Raw genomic sequence first — 24212 nt, 5'->3', positions numbered from 1 at the left:
GCGCTCGACCAACAGGGGCCAAAGCACCAATAAGGTGGATGGCCGCAACCGGGATCAGGACATGTTCAAGAAAATCACCGATCTGGCTTCGGGCGCGTCTGGCACCGCCAAGAACTTGGCGGACAAGGCGTCCCGGTCAGTCAGCAGTGCAGTGGAAAGCACCGCGTCTTCAGCCGTGAAGGTCAAGGCCACTGGCGGGGCCGCCTTGGACGCAGTCAGTGGCAAGGGCCATGACTTGATTGACCAGCATTGGCCAAAAATCGAGCGGGTGGTGGTGGATGGCCTGTTGAACGTGGCGTCTGACAAGTTGAAGGACGAGGCGTCGGTGCAGTTGGTTTTGGAACGGGCTTACGAGGCACTGCCGACGCTGGTGCGTTTGGCCTTGTCGCGAGAGCGCTACCTGGAAATGGTCGTCAAGCGTAAAGGGCCCTTGCTGGCTCGTATTGAAAGCGCCCGCGCTCGGCGTCAGGCCAATGCCGAGGAATCTATCAAGATGAAACATCCATAGGCCATCCACTTGGATGGTTTTATGCTTCGTTTCATGCCTCCACGTCCCCCACGCCTCGCTTCCGCTCCCAAGCCCTCAGACGAGAAGATCACGATCAACCTGGGTTATGTCGACCTGGGCCAGATTGATCTTCTGGTTCAAGAGGGCTTCTACGCCAACCGGACCGACCTGATCCGCACCGCCATCCGCAACCAGCTTGCCGCCCATGGCGATGCCGTGCGGCAGGCGGTCAGCCGGAAGACTTTGGTGTTGGGTATTCAGCACTACACGGTCGACGATCTGCTCGCGGTTCAGGCCGCGGGTGAAATGCTGCAGATCCGGATCCTGGGGCTGGCGACCATCGCGCCGGACGTGACGCCCGAATTGGCGTTGGCCACGATCGAATCCGTGACGGTATTGGGGGCCTTGCATGCCAGTCCCGCCGTCAAGACTGCCCTGCGTCAGCGCATCCGCTGACCCCTTATTGCCGCTTCCAAGGTCTTCCTATGCACCCAGAATTTCAGCAACTGATGAGCCAAGCCACGCGGCTTACCCGTTCCGGCAACCTGGCCGCGGCCACGGCTGCCATTCAAGCCGCTTTGATGGGCGTGCAGCCCACGGCGGCATCCGCCGCGCCGCGCTATGACGAGGCCGATGTGATTGACGTCGAGGCGCGCGAGGTTCCCGCGCGGTCGCCGAGCGCTTCATCCCCTGCCGCCGCACCGTCCCCGGCAAGTGACGATGGCGCCGCCCCGACATCCAAGCCCACCCATCGCGCGCCCGGCGAGTCCTCCGCCACCCAGGGTGATTTCTTCACGGCGGGTTCGTTTCGCAATAGCGCCGGTCAGCGCGCCTACAAGCTGTATGTGCCGCCAGGCGTGAACGGGCAAGCGAGGCCGCTGGTCGTGATGCTGCACGGTTGCACGCAGGACGCCGACGACTTCGCGGCTGGAACCGCCATGAACGAGGCGGCGCGTGAGCAGGGGTTCTATGTGCTGTATCCGGTGCAGCCGCGCGAAACCAATCCGCAAAAGTGCTGGAACTGGTTCAAGCACAACCACCAGCAGGCCGGCAAAGGCGAGCCGTCGATTTTGGCGGACATGACGCGCCACGTCATCGCTGAATACGGCATCGATACCCGGCGCGTCTACGTGGCTGGGCTGTCAGCGGGCGGCGCAATGGCCGCGATTCTGGCCGATACCTATCCGCAGTTGTACGCGGCTGCGGGCGTGCATTCGGGGCTGGCTGCGGGCGCGGCCAAGGACCTGCCGTCCGCCTTGTCGGCCATGAAGGGCATTGGTATCCGGCCGGGTGCGGTGTCCAGCACGCCGGTGCCGACCATTGTTTTTCATGGGGATCGCGACGCCACCGTGCACCCGGCCAATGCCGGCGCGGTTGTCGCCGCCAGTGCCGGCGGCGATGCGCGCGTGCAAAGCCAGCGCGTGTCGGGCGCGAGCCAAGGGCGTGACAGCACCAAACGGGTGTACACGAATGCGCAGGGCCAGGTGATTGCGGAATATTGGGAGGTGCACGGGGCCGGCCATGCCTGGGCAGGCGGGTCGCCCAAGGGGTCGTATACGGATCAGAGCGGACCGGATGCCACGCAAGAAATGCTGCGGTTCTTCTTTGAACATCCCTTGGCGGTAAAGCAGTAAGCGCGGGGAAAGCGTTACGCAACCAGGCAGGCGACCAAGTCGCTATCCGGTCGCGGCCTTCCAACAGGAAAGGCCGCGACCGTGCAAGCGCGGATCAGGTCGGCGCGATCAACCCGCGCAGTCAACCCGCACAATCAAACCCGCACAATCAAACCAACGTCACCTTCCCCGTGGCCAAGTCATACACGCCGCCCGCCACCATCAACTTCTTTTCCTGCACCATGCCTTGCAACACCGGCTGCGCCGTCTGCAAGCGCTGGACGGCCTGACGGACGTTTTCAGCGATTGACGCTGTCAGCAGGTTCTTGGGGTCGCCCTTGCTGGCGCGTTCCACGGCGGGCTTGATGGCACTGACCAGTTGGGGCAGATGGCCGGGCAGCTCGGCGTTTTCTTTCAGGACCTTTATCGCGGCGTCCACCGCCCCGCAGTTGTTGTGTCCCAGCACCAGGATCAACGGCGCGTTCAGAATCTTGGCGGCGTATTCGAAGCTGGCCAGGCCATCTTCGTTGACGAAGTTTCCCGCGACCCGAACGATGAAGACATCGCCCGGGCTTTGGTCGAAGGCCAATTCCGGCGCCACCCGGGAATCAGAGCAACTGAGTATGGCGGCGATCGGCTTTTGTGTTTTAACGCGAGCCGCCCGGCCCGCTGAAAAGTCCCGCATATTGGGTTTGTTGGCCGCATACCGGGCATTGCCGGCCATCAGTCGTTTCAAGGCTTCGTCGCCGCCAATATCATTCGACGGCACTTCGGCATTGGCCGTTTCCGCCCAGCCGGTCGCGCCAAAAGCGGCGAGACCTGCCGCGCCCAATAGCAGGCGACGGCGTGGGGCGGAGTCCGGGGAAGGGGTAACGCAAGCAGCGCAATCGCACATGAGGGTCTCCCAAAGGACACGATGTCCAGAGAATTCGTGCGCATTGATTGTGCGGCGATAACCGTGTTTTGGTGCGGTAATTGGGGTGAAATTGACGATTATTTTCAGTCGCGGGCGCTTGACCTTGCCATCGTGGGAATCTTTAGTCTCGGGGCACTGGTTTGAATCTTCCAAGACCGACACATAAGGTGGGCCCGCCCAATATGCCAAGAATCACCGTTCTTCCCCATCCCGATCTTGCTCCCGCCGGCGCGGTGCTGGACGTATCCTCAGGGACTTCCCTCTGTGATGCGTTACTGGATCACGGCATTGACATTGAACACGCGTGCGAAAAAAGCCGCGCCTGCACAACCTGCCACTGCATTGTGCGCAGCGGTTTTGATGCGCTTAATGACGTGGAAGAGGGCGAAGAGGACCTGCTGGACCGCGCGTGGGGCGTCGAGCCGCAGTCGCGCTTGAGCTGTCAGGCCATCGTCGGCGAACAGGACCTGACGGTCGACATCCCCAAGTACACGGTCAATCATGCAAAGGAAAATCACTGAAGTGAAGGGCAACGCTGCGCTGCCCGTCGTGACTACGGGCGCTTGTGTGCCACGGCCACCGCGACGGCGCCGTCTGGCAAACGGTACTTGCCATCGCCCAGCCAAGTCACTTGCTCGCCTGATTCCAGCGTGCAGACATAGCGATGTTCTGGCGGCGCGTCGGCACTTCGAGTAATAACCAGGCGACGTTCAATGCGTACGGTCGACCGGTCCGGCAGTTTGACAATTACGTCAGACAGCCGTGAGCCTGAGGCCATGACAAAGCCCTCCCTCAGATTGCCAATCCGTATCGGGCCGGATGTTGTTGTGCCTGCGGACGGCGGTTTCACCCTTGGCGTTTTATTGATAGCACTGAAGGCGGGAGGGGGATATCGCCCTTGTGGGCGAATGCCGCCCGCTATCACTTATGCATGACATGCGTGCGTTCCCAGCAATGAAGGGCTTGTTTGCGAACCCTTACGTCGCTGTTACAACTGCGCAGATAGGATTCTTATATTCGAATATTGGAGTCCATCATGAATAACGAAAAGCCGACCCCTGAACCGAACAAGCGCCGCTGGCCGTTTGGCTATGCCGACGAAGAATTGCGTCGCTAACGGAGTCAGGCATGGATTGCTCAGTGGAAGGAAAGGTCGCTTTCACGGATGGACATTCGTACCACTTCGCGACGGTGGATGCCGCGCTGGCCTTTGCCGAGTGCGTGAAAAGCTCGCAGCTGCCCGGCCAATGTGCGGCAGCCAATGGCTGTACGCAGACGGTGAAGCTGGAGGATGTGGCGGCGGCCGAAGAGAAGGAACGGCAGGAAGAGCGCTGATAGCGGTTGACGCTCAGGCGCGGCTTGCAGTTGACCACGCCGGGGCGCTTCGTTTCACGTCACGCCACTTGGGACGCGTCTGCGCTTGTCGGACGCACGCTGCCGGGTTTGCCGTAGAACCAGTAGGCGCAGAGAAAGCCGCTGAGCATCCCGGGCAGGCCACCCACGAAGAACGGGAAGAGGACGTCGCGCACTTCGGCATCGCGGCCGGAGAACGGCAGGAAAGAGCCCATTCCAAACACCAGGCCGACCAGCGCAATCTTGCCCAGCGCCACCCAGGTGGATCGCACCGGCCTCAGCGCGCCGGCCACGACGCCGCACAGCAGCGCGGGGATTACGCCAAATAAATAAAACCAGGGCAGGCCGAAAACCATGATCATCAGGTTTCTAGGGGTCTGTGAAATGGCGCTGAGCACCAGCGTGACCGCGATGCCGCCAATGGCGGGCGCAATAAACGCAAACATCAAGCCGCCCGCGACGAGATCGCTGCGGATGCGGTGGCCGGTGTCGTCGGGGCTGCGCCGGGCTACCCGATAAATGATGGATGCCACGGTGGCCAATAGCAGAACGGCGGCGGTGATGATCAATTTCATGGCGCAATTCTGGCATAAACCGTGGCCCGTACCCGCTTGCTCCGATCCCGGTAGACTGCTTCTTTTCGCGCCTTGTTTTTTACGAGGCAGCAATAGACCGGCGCTGGCCCACGCGGGTGGCCACGCGTCCAAGACCAAGGGGGCTGGAACGCTGTGAAAATAAAAAACTGATTGAAGAACGCCGCCTGGGCGAACGCGTCGCGGTCAGCGAGCGCGACGACCCAAGTCACGCCGATAACTTGGCCGCGCTGGACCAACTGGACGGCGCGCAATTCAGTTCCATCGCCTTCGTGACGGAAGACGAAACCGTCATGGCTATCGGGGGCGGCGATGGCGCGTTTGTCGTGTCCATCACGTTGGATGACGACGCGCGCATCTATACGCTGATCGACCCGTCGCGCTCGGAAGACCACGATCAGGAAGTGGTGGTGGGCGGCCAGGCGGGCAGCTACCAGCAGTACCAATGCGTGGACCGGGACATGGCGAAGGCGGCTCTGCTGCATTTCCAACAGGAAGGCGCGCCGTCGCCCGACTTGCAGTGGGTCAGCGAGTAAGGGCGAGTCCAAGCGCTGTGCCCTATCGCTTTGGCTCAAGCGCCGCGACGCCGGCGCTTTCGTGCCATTGGCTTAAACCACCCGCGTCAGCACTTTCTCATCCCGAAACCAGCCGTCCAGATTCGCCACCATCAAATCGGCCATGGCGCGGCGGGTTTCGTGCGTGCCGCTGGCGATGTGGGGCAGCAGCACCACGTTGTCCATCGCGTGCAGCGCGGCCGGGGTCTCGGGTTCGTGTTCGAACACGTCCAGCCCCGCGCCCGCGATACGCTTGTTCTGCAAGGCGCTGACCAACGCGGCTTCGTCAACGACCGTGCCGCGCGCAATGTTGATCAGCCAGCCCTGCGGACCCAGCGCGTCCAGCACGCGCGCGTTCACCATGTGCTGCGTGGCGCCGCCACCCGGCACGGCCAGCACCAGGAAGTCGCACTGCGCGGCCAGTGTTTCGATGTCCGCCACGTAGCGGTATTCCGCCTGCGCATCGGCGCGCGGCTTGCGGTTGGTGTACAGGATTTCCATGTCGAAGGCGGCGGCGCGGCGGGCGATCCGCAAGCCGATATTTCCCAGCCCCACGATGCCGCAGCGCTTGCCGCTCATGCGGGTGCCCAGCGGAAAGCCTTCATTGGGCCAGCGGCCGGCGCGCACGAAGCGGTCGGCTTGGGCGATGCGGCGCGGTGCGGCCAGCATCAAGGCCAGCGCCGTGTCGGCCACGCAGGCGTCCAGCACGCCCGGTGTGTTGGTGACGACCACGCCGCGCGCCTTCGCGGCAGCCAGGTCGATGGTGTCGTAGCCCACGCCAAAACTGAATATGCCTTCCAGCGCGGGTAGCGCGTTGATCAGGTCGGCCGTGGCGCCAAAGCGCCCGCTGGTGGCGATGCCGCGAATGTTCGCACCCTGTTCGCGCAGCAGCGCATTGGCATCCGCCGCTTCCCACAAGCGATGCACGTGATAGCGCGATTCAAGGTCCGCAATCAGGTCCGGCAGCAAAGGGCCGACCATCAACAGGTGCGGGGCGGAGGAGGGCAGGGAATCGGTCATGGATGCGGCTTATTGGGATGGAGGTTTCATCGAAAACGGCCCGGCGTTACCCGGGCCGGGTCAAGCTCAGTTGGTCTGGATGTTGCGGGCCTTGATGATCTGCCCGTAGCGCGCGCGTTCGCTGGCGGCCAGCGCTTGCAGTTGCTGCGGGGTGGACCCGTGCGCCACGGCGCCTTGCGATTCCAGCTTGGTTTTCATGGCAGGGTCGGCGGCGACCTCTTGGATGGCTTGCGACAGCTTGTCAACGACGGCTGGCGGCGTACCGGCCGGCGCCAGCACCGCGGTCCAGGAACCGGATTGCGCGTTCTTCACGCCGGCTTCGTCTATGGTCGGCACGTTTGGCATGGCCGATGACCGCGTGGCGCCCGTGACCGCCAGCGCACGCAGCTTGCCGGCCGAGACATAGGGCATGGTTTCCAGCACGGACGCAAACAGCATGTCGACCCGGCCGGCCATCAGGTCGGTCATGGCGGGGCCGCCGCCCTTGTACGGCACATGCATCAGGTCGACGCCGGTTGCCTGCTGGAAGATCTCGCCCGACAGGTGCGGCGCGCCGCCCGTGCCGGAACTGGCAAAGGTGTGCTTGCCCGGTTCGGCTTTGGCCAGCGTGACCAGGTCCGCCACGTTCTTGGCGGGCAGGCTGGCGGGTACGACCAACACGAAGGGCAGATCCGAAAACAGCGACACGGGCGCGAACGCGGTGGCTGGGTCCGAATGCAGCTTGTAGATCCACGGGTTGATGGCCAGCATGCCGGAATTGGCGAACAGCAGCGTGTAGCCGTCGGCCTGCGAACGCGCGACCAGGTCCGCGGCGATCTGCCCGCCCGCGCCCGGACGGTTGTCGACCACCACCGACGACCCCAGCTTCTCGCTTAGCGCCGCCGCCAAGAGCCGCGCCGAGATGTCGGTGCCGCCGCCCGGTGAAAAAGGAACGATCAGGTTGATGGTGCGCTCGGGGTAACCGGCGGCCTGTGCACTGAAGGGCAACGCGGCGGTGGCGGCCAGAGCCAGCGCCGCGGCGATGAGCCGGACGCGCGGTCGGGCGATGGGGGTTGTCTCCATGTCTCTTCTCTTTTTTGGGGTTGGGAAACGGCTTGCGCCGTGAAAAATTACCGTGCTGCGGTGAAGCTCCTTTGGGTACTTTCGCGGTCACGTCGACCCGTGCGCCGCGATTTTTTCGAAGTATAGAAACGGCTTTCGATGGATAGCCGTTCGAGCTATAAATAGCATTGATCAATTCAAGGATTGAATCGATGGAATTCCGTCAGCTGGAGTGCTTTATCGCCGTGGCAGAAGAGCTGCACTTTGGCCGCGCCGCCGAACGGCTATGCATGACGCAGCCGCCGTTGTCGCGCCAGATTCAGTTGCTGGAACAGGATCTGGGCGTGACGCTGTTCGAACGCAACAGCCGCCAGGTGCTGCTTAGCGCGGCAGGCCGGCGTTTTCTGCGCGACGCGCGCCACCTGCTGGAGTTTTCGGCGCGCGCGGCCGCCACGGCACGGCGCACCTCCGGCGGAGAAGCCGGCCACATCACCTTGGGCTTTACCGCCGTGGCGTCCTATCGCTTGATGCCCTCGATGATCATGCAAGCCCGCAAGCTCTTGGCCGGCGTTGAAATTCAACTGCGCGAAACGGTCAGCACCGATCTGGTCCGCCTGCTCTTGGCGCGCGAGCTGGACGCCATTCTGTCGCGCAGCGTGCCGCAGCAGGCCGGCATTGAATCCCGGCTGGTCGAGCGTGAACCGCTGGTGTTGGCGCTGCCCGCTGGATCGCCGCTGTGCGAACACGAAACCGTGCCGCTGCGCCTGTTGCAGGGCCAGCCTTTCGTGTTGTATTCGCCGCGCGAAGGCAAGTATTTCTATGACCGTATCGTGGGGGCGTTCGGGCTGGCGGATGTGCAGCCCGACTACGTGCAGCGCGCCGGGCAAACCCATACGCTGCTGGCGCTGGTGCGCGCGGGACTGGGCGTGGGCATCGTGCCGGATTCGGCGCGGGAATTGCGCTTTGAGGGGGTGGAGTTTCGCCCGATCGGGCAGCGCAATCTGTACGCGGATATGTACTTGGTGTGGCACGCCCAGCACGACAACCCGGCGCTGGGCGCGTTCTTGCAGCGGGTGGTGGATGTGGATGGAGTGGCCACGCGCCGCTAAGCGCCTTCGTTGCGCGAGCCTACAACTGCATCTTGCGCTTGCCCAGCAGTGTCAAAGCCAGGCTGCGGCCGGTGCGCATGAAGGGGTATAGCGCGGTCGACAGGCAGCGGTTGCGGAACACGGCGGCGTTCAGGCTGTTGAACAGATCGTTGCCGGTGCTAAGCATGGCCAGCCGATTGATGCAGTCGGCGCCCCAGTAATCCTGGCCATCCAGATGCAGCAGCATGCCCTGATTCAGGTCATAGCCCTGCGCCTTGTAGGCCACGGCCAGGTCGGGATGGTCGCGCATATTGAGCAGGTCGATCTGCCCTACCGCCTTTTGCAGATGCAGCATCCGCACGTAGTTCGAGCAGAAGGGGCAGTCGCCGTCGTACAGCAGGAAGTTCTTGGAGATGGACATGGCGCACCTTCGGTTGACATCACGGGTTCATTAAAGCGGCAATGCGCCGGGTTGTGTGTGGCGATGTGTGAGTGGTTGTTGATCGCGCTGCCTGGGGCAGGGCCAGCCTTGCGCGGGCGGACGGCGCGCGCAGGCGTTGTGGTCGGCAATGCGCTTAGTGGCGCGCCTGCGTGTCGGATGCAGCCTGCCACGCCAGGCGCGTGGCATAAGCGCGGACGTCCTGCGGCCACGCGGCGATGCATTGCGCAAATCGCTCTCGGTCATTGGCGTACAGCGCCCGGGTCGCTTCTTCGAAGCCGGGCAGATTCCCGGCCATGCTGGACATGAAGCGGTACGCGGCTTCCTGACGTTGGCGCTGCTGGTCCTGCGTGTCGTTGTCGCGGCGCGCCTGTTCCACCAGCTTGCGCAGCGCCACCGACGCGCCACCTGGTTGTGTGGCCAGCCAATCCCAATGCCGAGGCAACAGCGTCACCTCGCGTGGCACCACGCCCAACTTGGGCCGGCCACGTCCGCGCGGGTGCAGGGCGCTGTGGTGGCTTGCTTCGCGTGGTTCGGCGGAGTCGTCGGGTTCGGTCGATGGCGCCGACCCGGGGTTCGCCGCGTCAACGGGTTGGCGGTGGCGTTCGATGATTTGCGCGTCGGTGCCCGCCAGGTTCAGGTCGGTCTGGATACCGGTGCCGTCCTGATACACCAGCATCGTGTGGGCGGCGCCTGAATCCATGGCGCGCTTGACCGCCAGCGCTACGTCTGCAAGCGGCCCGGCGGCAAGAATTTGATGGCCTTCAAAGGCGGTGTAGGTATTGGTGGGGGCAATGTTGGCGGCGGGCAGGTTCATGGCATAAAGGTCCAAGGGGCAGGGGAGAGGGTGGCGAGAAGAGGATGTCGAAGCGCTGCGAATTATTACCCGGATGAAAATATGCTGTCAATATCACCCGGGTAAAAATACTTGTGGCTTTCGCGATGCGGGGCTATAACGCGGGCACTGATCCCCGGCGTTCTTGGTGCCGGCCTGGCTGCGCCGTCATGTAAAAAACCCGCATAAAACCTAGGGTAGACACCTAGAAAAAATTGGCGGGCGGCGTATAATCTTGCTTTGCGCCCGGAGTTACCCATGCGTCTCGTTCAAAAAGCGCTCACCTTCGACGATGTGTTGTTGGTGCCTGCGTATTCCGAGGTGTTGCCGCGCGACACCTCCCTGGCCACCCGCCTGACCCGCAATATCAGCCTGAATATTCCGCTTGTGTCCGCCGCCATGGACACCGTCACCGAAGCTCGCCTGGCCATCGCCATGGCCCAAGAAGGTGGCATCGGGATCATTCACAAGAATTTGTCCGCTGATGCCCAAGCCCGTGAAGTGGCTCGCGTAAAGCGCCACGAATTCGGCATCGTGATCGATCCGGTCACCGTCACCCCCCAAATGAAAGTGCGCGACGCCATTGCGTTGCAGCGCCAGCATGGCATTTCGGGCCTGCCGGTGGTTGAAGGCCGCAAGCTGGTCGGCATCGTGACCAACCGCGATCTGCGTTTTGAAGAAAACCTGGATCAGCCCCTGCGCAACATCATGACGCCGCAGGAACGCCTGGTCACCATGAAGGAAGGCGCCACGCTGGACGAAGCGCAATCCCTGATGCACAAGCACCGCCTTGAGCGCGTGCTGATCGTGAACGACGGCTTTGAGCTGCGTGGCCTGGCCACCGTCAAAGACATCGTCAAGAACACCGAACACCCGATGGCCAGCAAAGACGGCCAAGGCCAGTTGCGCGTGGGCGCGGCCGTGGGCGTGGGCGCGGGCACTGAAGAGCGCGTGGAAAAGCTGGTTGCCGCTGGCGTTGACGTCCTGATCGTCGACACCGCGCACGGCCACTCCAAGGGCGTGCTGGAAGGCGTGCGCTGGGTCAAGCAGAACTACCCCAAGGTTGAAGTCATTGGCGGCAACATCGCCACCGCCGCCGCCGCGCGCGCACTGGTCGAGTACGGTGCCGACGGCGTCAAGGTCGGTATCGGCCCCGGCTCCATCTGCACCACGCGTATCGTCGCCGGTGTGGGCGTGCCGCAAATCCATGCCATTTCCGAAGTCGCCAAGGCGCTGGAAGGCACGGGCGTTCCGCTGATTGCCGACGGCGGCATCCGCTATTCGGGCGACGTCGCCAAGGCGCTGGCCGCTGGCGCGTTCGCGTGCATGATGGGCGGCATGTTCGCCGGCACGGAAGAAGCCCCGGGTGAAGTCGTGTTGTTCCAAGGCCGTTCGTACAAGTCGTACCGCGGCATGGGCAGCCTGGGCGCCATGACGGACGGCTCGGCCGACCGCTACTTCCAGGACCCGTCCAACAACGCCGACAAGCTGGTCCCCGAAGGCATCGAAGGCCGCGTCCCCTACAAGGGCAGCGTGCTGGCCATCATTTACCAATTGGTGGGTGGCATTCGCGCCTCGATGGGCTACTGCGGCGCCGCCACCATTGACGACATGCGCACCAAGGCCGAATTCGTGGAGATCACCTCCGCCGGCGTGCGCGAGTCCCACGTACACGACGTGCAGATCACCAAGGAAGCGCCCAACTACCGCGCCGACTGATCCGTACAGTCAACTACAATGTCATGCATCACGCACCGGCAGAATCGCATTAACAACAGCGGTTCTGCCGGTGCGGTTTTATTTAATCGGTAGAGCTCAATGCACCAGCGCATCCTCATTCTTGACTACGGTTCGCAAGTCACCCAACTGATCGCCCGCCGCGTCCGCGAAGCCGGCGTCTATTCCGAAGTGCACCCCGGCGACGTCGACGACGCCTTCGTGCGCGAGCAGATGGCGCAAGGCTTGAAGGGCATCATCCTGTCCGGCAGCCACGCCTCGGCCTACGAAGAAGGCTCGATGCGCGTGCCGCACGCCGTGTTCGAACTGGGCGTGCCGGTGCTGGGCATCTGCTACGGCATGCAATCCATGGCGCAGCAACTGGGCGGCGTGGTCAGCTTTTCCGACCACCGCGAGTTCGGCTACGCCGAAGTCCGCGCCCACGGCCACACCAAGCTGCTGGAAGGCCTGGACGACTTCACCACGCCCGAAGGCCACGGCATGCTGAAGGTCTGGATGAGCCACGGCGACAAGGTCACCGAGCTGCCCCCGGGCTTCAAGCTGATGGCGTCCACGCCGTCGTGCCCCATCGCCGGCATGGCCGACGAAGACCGCCGCTTCTACGCCGTTCAGTTCCACCCCGAAGTCACGCACACGGTCCAAGGCAAGGCCATGCTGGCCCGCTTCGTGAACGAGATCTGCGAATGCCAGGGGGACTGGAACATGCCCGACTACGTCGCCGAAGCCGTTGCCCGCATCCGCGAGCAAGTCGGCACCGACGAAGTCATCCTGGGCTTGTCCGGCGGCGTGGACTCCTCGGTTGCCGCCGCGCTGATCCACAAGGCCATCGGCGACCAGCTCACCTGCGTGTTCGTCGACCACGGCCTGTTGCGCCTGGACGAAGGCAAGCAGGTCATGCAGACCTTCGCTGAAAACATGGGCGTGAAGATCATTCACGTCGACGCCACCGCCCAATTCATGGGCAAGCTGGCAGGCGTGGCTGACCCGGAAGCCAAGCGCAAGATCATCGGCCGCGAATTCGTCGAAGTGTTCCAGGAACAAGCCGGCAAGCAGCAAAGCGCCAAGTGGCTGGCCCAGGGCACGATCTACCCCGACGTCATCGAATCCGCCGGCGCCAAGACGGGCAAGGCCACGTCGATCAAGTCGCACCACAACGTGGGCGGCCTGCCGGACACGCTGAACCTGCAATTGCTGGAACCCCTGCGCGAACTGTTCAAGGACGAAGTCCGCGAACTGGGCGTGGCCTTGGGTTTGCCGCCGCAGATGGTGTACCGCCATCCGTTCCCGGGCCCCGGCCTGGGCGTTCGGATTCTGGGCGAAGTGAAGCATGAATATGCTGAACTGCTGCGCCGTGCCGATGCGATCTTCATTGAAGAACTGCGGAACACCAAGGATGAAGCTAGTGGCTTGACCTGGTATGAGCTGACGTCGCAAGCGTTTGCCGTGTTCCTGCCGGTGAAGTCGGTGGGCGTGATGGGCGACGGGCGGACTTATGAGTACGTTGTGGCGCTGCGTGCGGTCCAGACGTTTGACTTCATGACGGCCGACTGGGCGCCGCTGCCGCACCCGCTGCTGGCTCGCGTTTCTTCACGGATCATTAATGAAGTGCGCGGGATTAACCGCGTGGTTTATGACGTGTCGAGCAAGCCGCCGGCGACGATTGAGTGGGAGTGATTTGAGGTCCTTCGGGAACTATCGCCAGTTATCGGCGAGGCATTCATACGTTCTTATCCCAAGCTACCGGCAAAACGCCGTGCATAGTCTTGACGTTTGAATGCCTCGATCACGAAGTCGATGAAGACTCGCGTCTTGCCCGGGAGCAGGTCGCGACTCGCATAGTAGAGCGAGATTGCGCCCGCATCGGCCCACCAGCGCGGTAAAACTCGCACAAGCTTCCCCGACTCCAATCCTGCTAGAACATCAGGGACGGCCAGCATGGCGACACCCAAGCCTAGCTGCACTGCCTCCCTCAGCGCGGTAGGGTCGTTGACCACTAAAGTTTCGCGCATCAATGCGGCAACCTGATCGCCTTGCGCGTTGCGCATGTCCCAGGTACGGATGCGGCCCGACTTGAGTGAACGCATGACGATTCCATCCAGCTCAATCAGCCCGGATGGGTCAGCAGGTGCCGTGCGTCGGGCCAGATAGGCAGGAGATGCGACGGCGATGATGTGCGCTGGTGCCAATGTCCGGGCGATCATGCCGGGCGCGAGCTCGAAGCCACCACCAATAGCGGCGTCGTAGCCTTCGGCGATCAGGTCCACCGCGCGGTTCTCGAAATGCCACTCGGGCTTGATGCGAGGGTAGCGCTGCAAGAACTCAGGCAGTAGCGGCAGAATGTGGCTCATTCCGACGGTTGGCGGCAGGCTGATCTTGAGCACACCCGCAGGCTGTCCGTCGTCTGCCGATACCGACGCAATGGCGTTTTGCAAAGAGTCCAGATTGCCGCCGATCGCGCTCAGGAATGCCTCACCCGCCTCGGTCAGCGTCAGCTTGCGGGTTGAACGATGGAACAGCCGTACTTTTAGGTTGCGCTCCAGCATGGCCACGTTCCGGCTTACTGCTGCCGGACTTAGCGCCAACCGCCGCGCCGCAGCCGAAAAGCTTCCGCTTTCAGCACTGCGCACGAACGACTCCAAGTTGGCCAAGGTCTCCATTTGTGAATACTAAATGGATGCTTGAAGATGATTCAAGTCATATGGCACTAATCAAGAGGAAATAAGTGGGCGACAGTGCGGGTGACTCAATCACGACCACTAACGAAGCCGGAGATGCAGCATGCCAGCGGTACTCGTCCACGGCGTTCCCGACACCCATCGACTCTGGAACCGCCTTCTCTCACAAATCAAAAGGCAGGACGTGATTGCACCCGACCTGCCGGGTTTTGGAAAACCTGTGCCCGATGGATTTACGGCGACAAAAGAGGAATATATCGATTGGCTGACTAGGGAACTGGAGGCGATTGGCACACCGGTCGATTTGGTTGGCCACGACTGGGGTTGCCTGCTGACCGCGCGGATCGCGTCGACTCGCCCCGATCTTGTCCGCACCTGGGTGGGGATCAGTGGTCCAGTCGATCCCGCATATCCCTGGCACGATCTGGCGAAGATCTGGCAAACCCCGGTGGAGGGCGAGCGCTGGATGGAAAATCTCGATCTGGAAGCGTTCGCCGATCAGCTCGTTCAAGCGAAGGTGCCCAGGGACGAGGCACGAGAGATGGTTCGCTATATCGACGAAACCATGAAGTCGAGCATTCTTGCGCTATATCGATCAGCCGTCCATGTCGGTGCGGAATGGAAGCCAGAGCTGAGCAACATCACTGTACCGGCGCTGGTGATTTGGGGTTTGGATGACCCCTATCTGCCACACCGATTTGCCGATGAGCTGGCGAATGCTACCCGCGCTCAGGCTGCAGTCAAGCTTCGTAGCTCCCATTGGCCCATGTTGGAGCGGACCACGGACGTGGCGCGGGAATTAGAAGCGCATTGGGCTCAGGTTTAGATATCAATGGTCTAGGTGCATGCCGAAAATTATTCAGATGCAGTCCCTCGGCGGTCCGGCCGTGCTGCAGATCATCCACAGCGACCTGCGGGCGCTAGGTGCTGGCGAGGTTCAGATCACCCAAGACGCGATTGGTCTCAATTTCGTCGATACCATGATACGGAGGGGGCAGTATCCGGTGACGATGCCGGCGGTCCCTGGTTTTGAAGCAGCGGGGATAGTCACTGCGATAGGACCCGACGTCAGTGGGCTCTCGGTCGGCGACCGTGTCGCCTACTTCTACGCCGAGGGTGCATACGCTACCGAGAGGGTGATTTCAACGGCACCGTTGGTTCGCCTGCCTGGCGACATCACCAATGAGGTCGCAGCGACTTTCTTGGCCAAGGGCGGAACGGCCTGGATGGGTCTTCGTGGGCTATACGATCTCAAACCGACTGATGTGGCGCTGGTGCTCGGCGCATCAGGAAGCGTGGGCTCAATTCTTTCCCGTTGGGCAAAATCGCTCGGCGCGACGGTCATTGGTATCGCTGGGTTTCCGAACAAGCTTTCCAAGGTAAGCGCTGGCAGCACTTACGCGTTTCACTCACAAGATCCCGACATCGCGGCGAACATCCGCGCGATCGCCCCGGATGGGGTGGATGTGGTTTACGATTTTGTAGGGCAGGCGATGTTTGATCTGGGCGCTGCAAGTGTCCGGGACGGCGGTGTCATAGCAGCTATCGGCTATGCGTCGGGCCAAGCATCGATAAACCGACCAGATTTCGCTCGACGAGCCATCGCAGTTCGAAGTGGCGGTGCCCCTCAATATGTGCGTGGTCAGGCGGTTGGGATTGCGACCAACGAGCTATGGGCCGCAGTGCGTTCCGGCATTTTCGACGACCTAGAAACCGCTCGCTATCGGTTCGATGAGATTACGCGTGCACATGACGACATGGACCGTCGCCGCTTGACCGGGCTTCCGGTTCTGATCACATAGACCAACCTCCAGGCGGATATTAAATAATTGCTTGAAGATGATCCAAGTCATTTGATACTAATCAATCGGCAATAAAAGCGCGAAAGTCACTCCACCGAATTCTCGGCATTTAAACGGAGTGACCTATGAACGACACAACTTCTACCCAATCGCTTCCGCTGCTAGGCAAGACGGCTTTCGTCACTGGTGGTTCGCGCTCCATCGGGGCGGCCATCAGCAAGCAACTCGCTGCCGACGGTGCCCAAGTCGCCTTCACCTACCGCGGCTCGCCTGACTCGGCCAAGCAAACAATCGCCGACATCGAGTCAGCCGGTGGCCGCGCGCGGGCCATCGTAGCCGACGCTGCGGACCCGGACGCCGTGCGCGCGGCCATCACCAAGACGGTCGAGACATTTGGTGGTCTGGACATTCTGGTGAATAACGCCGGAATCGCGTCGGCGAGTCCGATAGACCAGATTACGTTCGAGGACTATCAGTCGATGCTCGCGGTCAACGTCACGGGCGTGTTCGTTGCCACGCAGGAAGCCGTACGCCACATGAAGGAAGGTGGCCGAATCGTGCACATCGGTAGTTCGGCCACGAAGTATGCCGGTGTGCCCGGTCTCTCGGTGTACGGACTGACAAAGGGAGCCATCACTGGCTTCAACCGCAGCTTGGCATACGACCTGGGCTCGCGTGGTATCACCGTCAACGCCGTGCACCCCGGGCCCGTAGACACGGACATGAATCCGGTCGATAGCGAGTGGGCCAAGTTGCTCATCCCCGGTATCGCGGTGGGCCGTTACGGTAAGCCGAATGAAATCGCCAGCGTCGTGGCGTTTCTCGCCAGTCCACAGGCCTCCTATGTCACGGGCGCCGACATCCTGGTCGACGGCGGCTTCACGTCTTAAGCGTTTCTGGAGTGGGCCCGTTGGCCCGCGCCACACGACTGCAAAGCCGATCTTCATCATCAGACACAATTTTTGTTCGGCCTAAAGCGGTCTAGACAAGCCGCGCTTGCTCCTCCCCGGCAAACTAGGGTTATCCGGGATTCTTTATGCTTAAACTTTTGTGAAGAATGAGCGGCAGATGCAGGGCACCGCCGTGATGAGGCATCAAGGCGGTTCACCGGGGTGCGGCACCTGACGCACCGTACGCAGGATCGCGCGGTGGCGGCCCATAAGGAGAATCGCATGCCGTTGCGTAGACATTGCCTGGCCATGATGCTGCTGGCGCTGACTGGCTGGGCGACGGGCAGTCAAGCGCAAACGCCGCCTCAGGCTTGGCCCAACAAGCCGGTGCGCCTGGTCGTGGGGCTGGCCCCTGGCGGGCTGGTCGACGTGCTGGCGCGCACGGTACAGCCGCATTTGGCCGAGGCCTTGAAGCAGACCGTTATCGTGGAGAATCGCGGCGGCGCGGGCGGCAACGTGGCGGGCGCCGAGGTCGCGCGCAACGGCCGAGACAACCATACCTTCTTGCTCAATCCATCGACGACTGAATCGGTCAACCCACTGATGTTCACCAACATGCCGTTCGATCCGCAGCGTGACTTGCGGCCGGTCGCCTTGTTGGCCAACAGCCAGTTGTTCCTGTTCGTCCGGTCCTCGCTGGGCGTCGATACGCTTGAAGCGTTCGTCGAATACGCGCGCAAGCAGCCCAATCCGCTTAACTACGGTTCGGCCGGCAACGGCACGACGCCGCATCTGGCTGGCGAGCTGCTCAAGCAGGCTACCGGCATGCAGGCCACCCATGCGCCTTATCGCGGCGTGGCGCCGGCGATACAAGACCTGGCCGCGGGCCAGATCGACTTTGCTTTTGGACCGGCCACGGTCTTTCCCATGGTGCAAGCGGGCAAGCTGAAGGTGCTGGCGGTAGCAAGCCGGCAACGGGCCGCCGTGGCGCCAGACATACGAACCTTTTCTGAGGCCGGCATTGACGGCGTTTTCGCGGACAGCCTGTTCGGCGTGTATGCCGCCGCCAGCACCCGCGATGATGTGGTTGATCGCATGAACGGCGAAATCAACAAGGTGCTGGCACGGCCGGAGATCAAGGCGCGGTTCCTGGACGCCGGCGCCGAGGCGCTACCGCTGAGCGTGGCCGAGTATGCCGCGCGTGTGCAGGAAGAGAAGAAATTGTTCGCCCCATTGATCAAGTCGTTGGGGCTGAAGGAACAGTAGGCGGAACAAAGATAAAACCTCCGCCTTCGCCCCGCATTCCCACGAAGTCAGACTGCAATTTCGCCGATGCCAGCGCAAAAATGCAGTCTGACTCCATGGCGCATCAGCCCAACAGTTCCTTGCGAACGATTTCCGCGCCTTCGCTCAAAGCTAGCAGCTTGCCCTTCGCAATAGCCCGCGACAACGGCGCCATGCCGCAGTTCGTGCACGGATACAGCTTGTCGGCATCCACAAACTTCAGCGCCTTTCTCAGCGTATTGGCCACTTCTTCCGGCGTTTCAACCTTGTCGCTCGCCACGTCGATGGCGCCGACCATCACCTTCTTGCCGCGTACCAATTCGAGCAGATCGATCGGCACGTGCGAGTTGTGGCATTCCAGCGAGATGATGTCGATACTGGACTTCTGCAGCTTGGGGAACGATTCCTCGTACTGACGCCACTCCGAGCCCAGCGTCTTCTTCCAGTCGGTGTTTGCCTTGATGCCGTAGCCGTAGCAGATATGCACGGCGGTTTCGCACTTCAGGCCTTCGATGGCGCGTTCCAGGGTGGCAATGCCCCAGTCGTTCACTTCGTCGAAGAACACGTTGAACGCCGGTTCATCGAATTGGATGATGTCCACGCCTGCGGCTTCCAATTCGCGGGCTTCCTGGTTGAGGATCTTGGCGAATTCCCAGGCCAGTTTTTCGCGGCTCTTGTAGTGGGCGTCGTACAGCGTGTCGATCATCGTCATGGGGCCAGGCAGCGCCCACTTGATGGGTTGCTTGGTTTGCTGACGCAGGAATTTGGCGTCTTCAACGAACACCGGCTTTTGACGGCTGACGGCGCCCACGACGGTCGGCACACTTGCGTCATAGCGATCACGGATGCGAACGGTCTCGCGCTTTTCGAAATCCACGCCGTCGAGATGTTCGATGAACGTCGTGACAAAGTGCTGACGGGTTTGCTCGCCGTCGCTGACGATATCAATGCCCGCGTGCTGTTGTTCTTGCAGCGCCAGGCGCAAGGCGTCTTGTTTGCCCTCGATCAGCTCGTCGTCTTGCAGTTTCCAAGGCGACCAGAGTTTTTCAGGCTGTGCAAGCCACGAAGGCTTGGGCAGGCTGCCGGCGGTGGAGGTGGGCAGTAGTTTTTTCATGATCAGGTGGTCTCGTGTGTTTTTTGAGTGATTAGTGCGCGTAGTTGGCGGCCCAGCTTTCCAGCACATGCTTGTAGGGCTTGATGAAGTGCTCTTCCGTGAACTTTCCTTGCTTCACGGCGAGCTGGCTGCGCTCATCGCGGTCATAGACAATCTGCGTCAACGAGTAATCCTGATTCTTCAGGCTCGGTTGATAGACCTTGCCCGCGGCGGAATTGGCGTTGTAGATCTCGGGGCGGTAGATTTTCTGGAACGTTTCCATCGTGCTGATGATGCTGATCAGCTCAAGGTTCGTGTAGTGGCCAAGCAGGTCGCCCTGAAAGTAAAAGGCCAACGGCGCGGCGCTGCCCGGGGGCATGAAGTAACGGACCTGCAAGCCCATTTTTTCGAAGTATTGGTCCGTCGGCGAGAATTCGTTTTGCTGATATTCAACGCCCAGGATGGGGTGCTGATTTTCAGTGCGCAGGTATGTCTTGCTGCTTGAGGCGCTGATGCAGATGACAGGCGGCTTGCTGAACCGCTCTTGGTAAGCGCTGGAACCGACAAAGTGCTTGAACAGCTTGCCGTGCAAGTCGCCGAAACCGTCAGGCGAGCTGAAGCTGGATTTGTTTTTGTTGTGCTCTTGCAAAAGCACGCTGAAGTCGTAGTCGCGCACGTACGAAGAGAAGTTGTTCCCGACGATTCCTTCGATGCGTTCGTTGTTGTGGTGGTCAACGATATTGGTCTTCAAGATTTCAATCAGCGGAAACGCATCACTGCCGCCGTTGGCCGCGATGTTCATTTCAACGGAGATGATTTCGAGTTCGACCGTGTAGCGATCTCCCCTGGGGTTGTCCCAATGCGCCAGGCTATTGAAACGCCGGTCGATCATCTTCAGCGTGTTGCGCAGATTCTGCTGGCGACTCGTGCCCCGCGCCAGATTGGCGAAGTTGGTCGTGATTCGCGTGCTGTCGGAAGGCTGGTAATTTTCATCAAAAGGAATGCTCTTGATGTTGAATGTGAACGCGTTGCTCATGGTGATGGGGTGTGCTGATTTTTACGAAAGAAATGCGGAGTCCGGCGGCCGCTTGGCGACGGACGCTATTGCCGCTGCGGGCGGCGCTTGATTTGGCTTTGCGTCAGGCTGCTACCGCTTCTTCCGCGGCGGCGGTGCGTGGATGGCGCATCAATTCGATCAAGGGCAGTGCGCGCTGGACCGCCAGCCTGGCCCGTTCGATCAGGGCCATGTCCTGCACGCGGTAGTCGGCAAAATCCTTGTCGGTGGCGTAGACGCCCAGCGGCAAGGTGCGTGCCTGGAAGAAGCTGAACAGCGGCCGCAACTGGTGGTCGATGATCAGGGCATGGCGTTCGCTGCCGCCGGTGGCCGCCAACAAGACGGGCTTGTCGATCAGGGCGTCCTGATGAATGAAGTCGAAGAAGTGCTTGAACAGCCCCGTGTACGAGCCTCGGTAGACCGGGGTTGTCACCACCAGGATGTCCGCTTGTTCGACCACGCCAAGCTCGCGCTCCACCGTGTCGGGCAATTGCGAGCGCCAGACGGCGCCGGCCAGTTGCGGGGCCAGCTCACCCAGTTCAACCAGGTGCTGTTCGCACGGAATATGGTCGGCGATCAGATCCAGCAGGTGTTCTGCCAGGGCCGCTGACTTGGAGGGGCGTTGCAGTCCGCCGGAAACTGCGACTAGACGGAGTGGACGTGTCATCTTTGCTTCACATGAATGGATCTACCCGGCGCCGCACCTGTTTGTGCAGTTGCAGCATCAAGCTGGAACCGCATGCTAGATGAGGGTAACCATGAAGTAAAATGGTTTTATTTCACCAATCCATGAGCAGGAATCATCTGAATGCTTGAGCGCATCCATCTCAGCATCGTCCAGCAGGTCGAAAGGCAAGGGTCGTTGACGGCCGCCGCGGGCGTGTTGAACCTGACCCAGTCGGCCCTGAGCCACAGCATGAAGAAGCTGGAGGTGCAACTGGGCACCGACGTCTGGCTGCGCGAAGGTCGAAGCCTGCGCTTGACGCAGGCCGGCCAATACCTGCTGGCGGTGGCGAACCGCGTGCTGCCGCAACTGGACCTGGCCGAAGAGCGGTTGGGCCAGTTCGCGCAGGGCGAACGCGGCGCGCTGCGCATCGGCATGGAATGCCACCCTTGCTATCAGTGGTTGCTGAAGGTGGTTTCACCGTATCTGGCGGCCTGGCCCGACGTGGATGTGGACGTCAAACAGAAGTTCCAGTTTGGCGGGATCGGCGCGCTTTTTGGCTACGAGATCGACCTGCTGGTGACGCCCGACCCGCTGTTCAAGCCAGGCCTGAAGTTTGAGCCCGTGTTCGACTACGAGCAGGTGCTGGTCGTGCCCAAGGGCCATCCCCTGGCAACGGCTGCGTACGTCAAGCCGCAACAGCTTAACCAGGAAGTGCTGATCAGCTACCCCGTGGACATCGAGCGCCTGGACATCTACAACCAGTTCCTGCTGCCGGCCGGTGTCACGCCGAAGCGCCACAAAGCCATCGAAACCACCGACATCATGGTGCAGATGGTGGCCAGCGGACGCGGTGTGGCCGCTCTGCCGCGCTGGCTGGTCGAGGAATACGCGGCGCGGATGGATGTGGTGCCGGTGCGGCTGGGCGTGCGCGGCATCGCCAAGCAGATTTTTCTTGGGGCGCGCGAGGCGGACAGCGCCATTGACTACGTGCGGGCCTTCATCGAACTGGCCCGCCATCCGGGCGCCGACGTGCCGACCGCTGTGGCGCAAGAAGCCAATGGATGAACTTCACGGGGGTAGGCAAACCGCTTGCCAAGTGGTTTGGCGTGCCGGGTAGCGGTGTCCTTGATTTTCTCTCATACGACTATGGCAGCCAGCAACTGAAGGTTTTCCTCGCCATTTAAGTTATAGAAGATATGTTATGGTGACATAATTGTTATAACTCTGACGGAGCTCAGCCATGGGCGTCGTACAAGACCATCCTGGGGTCTCCACCCTTGTGGGTACCCCGAAGCAAGCACAGGACTACCTCCGAAAATCCCACGCCAATCAGGTGGTGGTGCTTGCATTCGAACATGTCGACAACGCCTCGCTTTCCACTGTTGCCCGGAACATGTCCAGCGTCGCGGAATCGATGCTTGAGCTTTTCCTTAAACGGCAGGATCGGGAGCTCGTCGAGCGCTTGGTTGATGCCCTTGTGCCCCGCAAGCCCGCCTCGCCCCAGCTTCTCAAGGAAGCGATGATGCTGGCTCGGGCTCGCATGGCTGTTCTCGAAAGTGGAGACTGGCTCACAGCAGCCGAAGTGGCCCAGTTGGCAGGCCTGAGCACCGTCAACCCTAGCGCGCAGCCAAACAAGTGGAAGAAGCAGGGGCAGATATTTGCCATTCATCACAACGGCGTTGACTACTTCCCAGCCTATGGTCTGGATCGGGAGGCCAGCTTCCGTCCATTGAAAGCGCTGGCCGGGATCATTAAGGAATTTGACGGGCACAAGGATGCTTGGGGCATGGCCTATTGGTTCCTGTCCGCCAATAGCTTCCTGTCAGGCAAGCGGCCGCAGGACTTGCTGGCTGCTTTGCCGGATCAGGTGATCGAGGCCGCTCGCGATGAGGTGCAAGAGGTCGCACATGGCTAACCGCCGTAGCCGTTCTGCCGATTCGGTGTCGATGTCGATGGAAGCTCACCCCGGCAACGCCACGCCGATACCTCCTGAAGTCCTTCACGCGACCATAAAAACGCTAGAGGCTGGAACTATCCTGCACCGCGTTCACCAGGGGAAATACCGGGCGGACCAGTTCAACCCTGGCACTCAGGGGAACGCGCGCTTCAGTCCTATTCGGGATGCCCAAGGCGCACCGATTCCGACGCTCTACGGTGGTGCGACCATGGACTGCGCCATGATGGAGACGGTATTCCACGATGTTCCGCACGCGCCGGGTTTCAAAAGTCTGGATAAGCGCAAACTGGAAGGTCAGGTTCACTCATGTGTTGAAGTCACCCAGGACCTGCAGCTCGTCGATTTGGCTAGCGTACCGTTGCGCAAACTAGGCGTGACCCGTAGGCAGCTTATCGATACGGAAAAAGACCAGTACCCAGTCACCCGCCAATGGGGGAAAAAACTTCATGAGAAGCATCCACGGGTGCAGGGTTTATCTTGGATTTCTCGACAAGATGACTCCGCTCGGGCCGTGGTTCTGGTTGGGGATCGAATCGCCGACGGAACTCTGCGCCCGGATGGTGAGTCGCGCAGCTTGATGGACGATGTCGGGGCGTACGACGCGTTGTTGGATCTTGCGGGGCGGCTGGGCGTGCTTATTGTTCCAGGCAAAAGCTAGGCGAATCGGGTAAGTGCAGGCCTCCGCATAATCCAGGGCGACTCACTCCTGCCCACCCCCCTCAATCAGCATGCCTCGCAACCGCTGGCGCTGCTTTTCCAGCGCCGCTATCTGCTTCTCCAGTATCGCCAGCCGCTTACGCTTCGCATCCGTCATATCCGTGCATGCCTTCGCCCCTTCGATCAGCAACATGCAATCCGGAAAGCTGCGGATTTCTTCCAAGCTGAAGCCGGTGGCGATCAATCGTTGGATCTGCTTGACCTGTGTGACGGCCACTGCCTCGAAGGCGCGGTAGCCATTCTGAGCACGCGTTGACGCAAGCAGGCCATGCTGATCGTAGTGACGAATCGAGCGCACGCTGACGCCGGTTGCTTGCGCCAAAGCGCCGATCTTCAGCAGGGTGATGGACTCAGTCTTCTTCATGGATCGAACCTT

At 61.3% G+C, this 24212-nt stretch carries 28 protein-coding genes; 16 read left to right on the top strand and 12 right to left on the bottom strand.

The annotated features are described in order from the left end of the window. Positions 1 to 61: 61 nt before the first annotated feature. Genes ELS24_RS17405 through ELS24_RS17395 form a run of 3 tightly spaced genes read left to right on the top strand, consistent with a single transcriptional unit; the run spans position 62 to position 2142 of the window. Positions 62 to 508, top strand: coding sequence for a hypothetical protein (locus ELS24_RS17405; RefSeq protein WP_127184845.1), 447 nt, complete (start codon positions 62 to 64; stop codon positions 506 to 508). 33 nt (positions 509 to 541) lie between these two features. Beyond that, a complete protein-coding gene (locus tag ELS24_RS17400; RefSeq protein ID WP_050449717.1) occupies positions 542 to 964 on the top strand; it encodes a CopG family transcriptional regulator in 423 nt (140 codons plus the stop codon). A 29-nt stretch (positions 965 to 993) separates the two neighbouring features. Then, positions 994 to 2142: an extracellular catalytic domain type 1 short-chain-length polyhydroxyalkanoate depolymerase gene (locus tag ELS24_RS17395; RefSeq protein ID WP_127184844.1), complete on the top strand. Its 1149-nt coding sequence runs from the start codon at positions 994 to 996 to the stop codon at positions 2140 to 2142. Positions 2143 to 2290: 148 nt separating this feature from the next. Here ELS24_RS17395 and ELS24_RS17390 read toward each other — a convergent pair whose 3' ends face one another. Next, on the bottom strand, positions 2291 to 3190 hold the full coding sequence (locus ELS24_RS17390) for a carbonic anhydrase (protein WP_230695165.1): 900 nt from the start codon (positions 3188 to 3190) through the stop codon (positions 2291 to 2293). Between the two features lie 29 nt (positions 3191 to 3219). On the opposite strand from ELS24_RS17390, the gene fdx reads away from it, so the two are divergent. After that, the gene (fdx, locus tag ELS24_RS17385) at positions 3220 to 3558 is read left to right on the top strand and encodes an ISC system 2Fe-2S type ferredoxin (RefSeq protein WP_050449718.1); all 339 of its coding nucleotides are present in this window, start codon (positions 3220 to 3222) and stop codon (positions 3556 to 3558) included. Positions 3559 to 3590: 32 nt separating this feature from the next. On the opposite strand, the gene ELS24_RS17380 is transcribed toward fdx, so the two are convergent. After that, positions 3591 to 3815 (bottom strand): hypothetical protein, encoded by a 225-nt coding sequence (locus tag ELS24_RS17380; protein ID WP_050449695.1) that lies wholly within the window; start codon positions 3813 to 3815, stop codon positions 3591 to 3593. Between the two features lie 350 nt (positions 3816 to 4165). Between ELS24_RS17380 and ELS24_RS17375 the strand changes: the two genes are divergently transcribed. Then, entirely contained in the window at positions 4166 to 4372 is a 207-nt protein-coding gene (locus ELS24_RS17375) for a hypothetical protein (RefSeq protein WP_127184843.1), read from the top strand. Positions 4373 to 4431: 59 nt separating this feature from the next. Here the strand turns inward: ELS24_RS17375 and ELS24_RS17370 are convergent, their stop codons facing one another. After that, positions 4432 to 4965 carry a hypothetical protein gene (locus ELS24_RS17370; protein ID WP_127184842.1) on the bottom strand — a complete coding sequence of 178 codons (534 nt, stop codon included), beginning with the start codon at positions 4963 to 4965 and terminating at the stop codon, positions 4432 to 4434. 116 nt (positions 4966 to 5081) lie between these two features. On the opposite strand from ELS24_RS17370, the gene ELS24_RS17365 reads away from it, so the two are divergent. After that, positions 5082 to 5519 carry an Imm1 family immunity protein gene (locus tag ELS24_RS17365; RefSeq protein WP_240669327.1) on the top strand — a complete coding sequence of 146 codons (438 nt, stop codon included), beginning with the start codon at positions 5082 to 5084 and terminating at the stop codon, positions 5517 to 5519. Positions 5520 to 5591: 72 nt separating this feature from the next. On the opposite strand, the gene ELS24_RS17360 is transcribed toward ELS24_RS17365, so the two are convergent. Next, positions 5592 to 6557: a 2-hydroxyacid dehydrogenase gene (locus tag ELS24_RS17360; protein ID WP_127184841.1), complete on the bottom strand. Its 966-nt coding sequence runs from the start codon at positions 6555 to 6557 to the stop codon at positions 5592 to 5594. A 66-nt stretch (positions 6558 to 6623) separates the two neighbouring features. Continuing rightward, positions 6624 to 7619 (bottom strand): Bug family tripartite tricarboxylate transporter substrate binding protein, encoded by a 996-nt coding sequence (locus ELS24_RS17355; RefSeq protein WP_127184840.1) that lies wholly within the window; start codon positions 7617 to 7619, stop codon positions 6624 to 6626. Positions 7620 to 7810: 191 nt separating this feature from the next. On the opposite strand from ELS24_RS17355, the gene ELS24_RS17350 reads away from it, so the two are divergent. Beyond that, positions 7811 to 8707: a LysR family transcriptional regulator gene (locus tag ELS24_RS17350; RefSeq protein ID WP_127184839.1), complete on the top strand. Its 897-nt coding sequence runs from the start codon at positions 7811 to 7813 to the stop codon at positions 8705 to 8707. Positions 8708 to 8726: 19 nt separating this feature from the next. Here the strand turns inward: ELS24_RS17350 and ELS24_RS17345 are convergent, their stop codons facing one another. Together ELS24_RS17345 and ELS24_RS17340 are read right to left on the bottom strand one after the other, a co-directional pair. Further along, positions 8727 to 9107 carry a DCC1-like thiol-disulfide oxidoreductase family protein gene (locus ELS24_RS17345; RefSeq protein ID WP_050449703.1) on the bottom strand — a complete coding sequence of 127 codons (381 nt, stop codon included), beginning with the start codon at positions 9105 to 9107 and terminating at the stop codon, positions 8727 to 8729. Positions 9108 to 9261: 154 nt separating this feature from the next. Beyond that, on the bottom strand, positions 9262 to 9942 hold the full coding sequence (locus ELS24_RS17340; RefSeq protein ID WP_127184838.1) for a DUF2239 family protein: 681 nt from the start codon (positions 9940 to 9942) through the stop codon (positions 9262 to 9264). Positions 9943 to 10218: 276 nt separating this feature from the next. On the opposite strand from ELS24_RS17340, the gene guaB reads away from it, so the two are divergent. Continuing rightward, complete coding sequence (gene guaB, locus ELS24_RS17335; protein ID WP_050449705.1) at positions 10219 to 11679, top strand: IMP dehydrogenase; 1461 nt, start codon at positions 10219 to 10221, stop codon at positions 11677 to 11679. 99 nt (positions 11680 to 11778) lie between these two features. Then, the gene (gene guaA / locus ELS24_RS17330; RefSeq protein ID WP_127184837.1) at positions 11779 to 13371 is read left to right on the top strand and encodes a glutamine-hydrolyzing GMP synthase; all 1593 of its coding nucleotides are present in this window, start codon (positions 11779 to 11781) and stop codon (positions 13369 to 13371) included. Between the two features lie 53 nt (positions 13372 to 13424). On the opposite strand, the gene ELS24_RS17325 is transcribed toward guaA, so the two are convergent. Then, positions 13425 to 14354: a LysR family transcriptional regulator gene (locus tag ELS24_RS17325; protein ID WP_127184836.1), complete on the bottom strand. Its 930-nt coding sequence runs from the start codon at positions 14352 to 14354 to the stop codon at positions 13425 to 13427. A gap of 121 nt (positions 14355 to 14475) precedes the next feature. Between ELS24_RS17325 and ELS24_RS17320 the strand changes: the two genes are divergently transcribed. The 4 genes from ELS24_RS17320 to ELS24_RS17305 all read left to right on the top strand — a co-directional run bounded on the left by ELS24_RS17320 (position 14476) and on the right by ELS24_RS17305 (position 18330). Next, positions 14476 to 15198 carry an alpha/beta fold hydrolase gene (locus ELS24_RS17320; protein ID WP_127184835.1) on the top strand — a complete coding sequence of 241 codons (723 nt, stop codon included), beginning with the start codon at positions 14476 to 14478 and terminating at the stop codon, positions 15196 to 15198. Positions 15199 to 15217: 19 nt separating this feature from the next. Then, positions 15218 to 16174: a zinc-binding dehydrogenase gene (locus ELS24_RS17315; RefSeq protein ID WP_205736917.1), complete on the top strand. Its 957-nt coding sequence runs from the start codon at positions 15218 to 15220 to the stop codon at positions 16172 to 16174. A gap of 125 nt (positions 16175 to 16299) precedes the next feature. Next, the gene (locus tag ELS24_RS17310; RefSeq protein ID WP_127184834.1) at positions 16300 to 17064 is read left to right on the top strand and encodes an SDR family NAD(P)-dependent oxidoreductase; all 765 of its coding nucleotides are present in this window, start codon (positions 16300 to 16302) and stop codon (positions 17062 to 17064) included. Positions 17065 to 17346: 282 nt separating this feature from the next. Then, positions 17347 to 18330 carry a Bug family tripartite tricarboxylate transporter substrate binding protein gene (locus tag ELS24_RS17305; protein WP_127184833.1) on the top strand — a complete coding sequence of 328 codons (984 nt, stop codon included), beginning with the start codon at positions 17347 to 17349 and terminating at the stop codon, positions 18328 to 18330. A gap of 103 nt (positions 18331 to 18433) precedes the next feature. On the opposite strand, the gene ELS24_RS17300 is transcribed toward ELS24_RS17305, so the two are convergent. From ELS24_RS17300 to msuE, 3 genes are all read right to left on the bottom strand, one after another. Continuing rightward, positions 18434 to 19462 carry a methionine synthase gene (locus tag ELS24_RS17300; protein WP_127184832.1) on the bottom strand — a complete coding sequence of 343 codons (1029 nt, stop codon included), beginning with the start codon at positions 19460 to 19462 and terminating at the stop codon, positions 18434 to 18436. Positions 19463 to 19493: 31 nt separating this feature from the next. After that, a complete protein-coding gene (locus tag ELS24_RS17295; RefSeq protein WP_127184831.1) occupies positions 19494 to 20477 on the bottom strand; it encodes a DUF1852 domain-containing protein in 984 nt (327 codons plus the stop codon). A gap of 103 nt (positions 20478 to 20580) precedes the next feature. Beyond that, the gene (msuE, locus tag ELS24_RS17290) at positions 20581 to 21162 is read right to left on the bottom strand and encodes an FMN reductase (RefSeq protein ID WP_127184830.1); all 582 of its coding nucleotides are present in this window, start codon (positions 21160 to 21162) and stop codon (positions 20581 to 20583) included. Positions 21163 to 21303: 141 nt separating this feature from the next. On the opposite strand from msuE, the gene ELS24_RS17285 reads away from it, so the two are divergent. From ELS24_RS17285 to ELS24_RS17275, 3 genes are all read left to right on the top strand, one after another. Next, positions 21304 to 22227 carry a LysR family transcriptional regulator gene (locus ELS24_RS17285; protein WP_050446723.1) on the top strand — a complete coding sequence of 308 codons (924 nt, stop codon included), beginning with the start codon at positions 21304 to 21306 and terminating at the stop codon, positions 22225 to 22227. A 175-nt stretch (positions 22228 to 22402) separates the two neighbouring features. After that, positions 22403 to 23077: a hypothetical protein gene (locus tag ELS24_RS17280; protein ID WP_127184829.1), complete on the top strand. Its 675-nt coding sequence runs from the start codon at positions 22403 to 22405 to the stop codon at positions 23075 to 23077. Beyond that, complete coding sequence (locus ELS24_RS17275; RefSeq protein ID WP_127184828.1) at positions 23070 to 23777, top strand: RES family NAD+ phosphorylase; 708 nt, start codon at positions 23070 to 23072, stop codon at positions 23775 to 23777. Before ELS24_RS17280 ends, ELS24_RS17275 begins: the two co-directional genes overlap by 8 nt. Before the next feature lie 42 nt (positions 23778 to 23819). Here ELS24_RS17275 and ELS24_RS17270 read toward each other — a convergent pair whose 3' ends face one another. Beyond that, entirely contained in the window at positions 23820 to 24200 is a 381-nt protein-coding gene (locus ELS24_RS17270) for a MerR family transcriptional regulator (protein ID WP_127184827.1), read from the bottom strand. Between the last annotated feature and the right edge of the window lie 12 nt (positions 24201 to 24212).

The organism is Achromobacter spanius (assembly GCF_003994415.1).
In the GTDB taxonomy this organism is placed as follows: domain Bacteria; phylum Pseudomonadota; class Gammaproteobacteria; order Burkholderiales; family Burkholderiaceae_B; genus Achromobacter; species Achromobacter spanius_C.
This window is presented reverse-complemented; position numbering and strand designations above follow the sequence as displayed.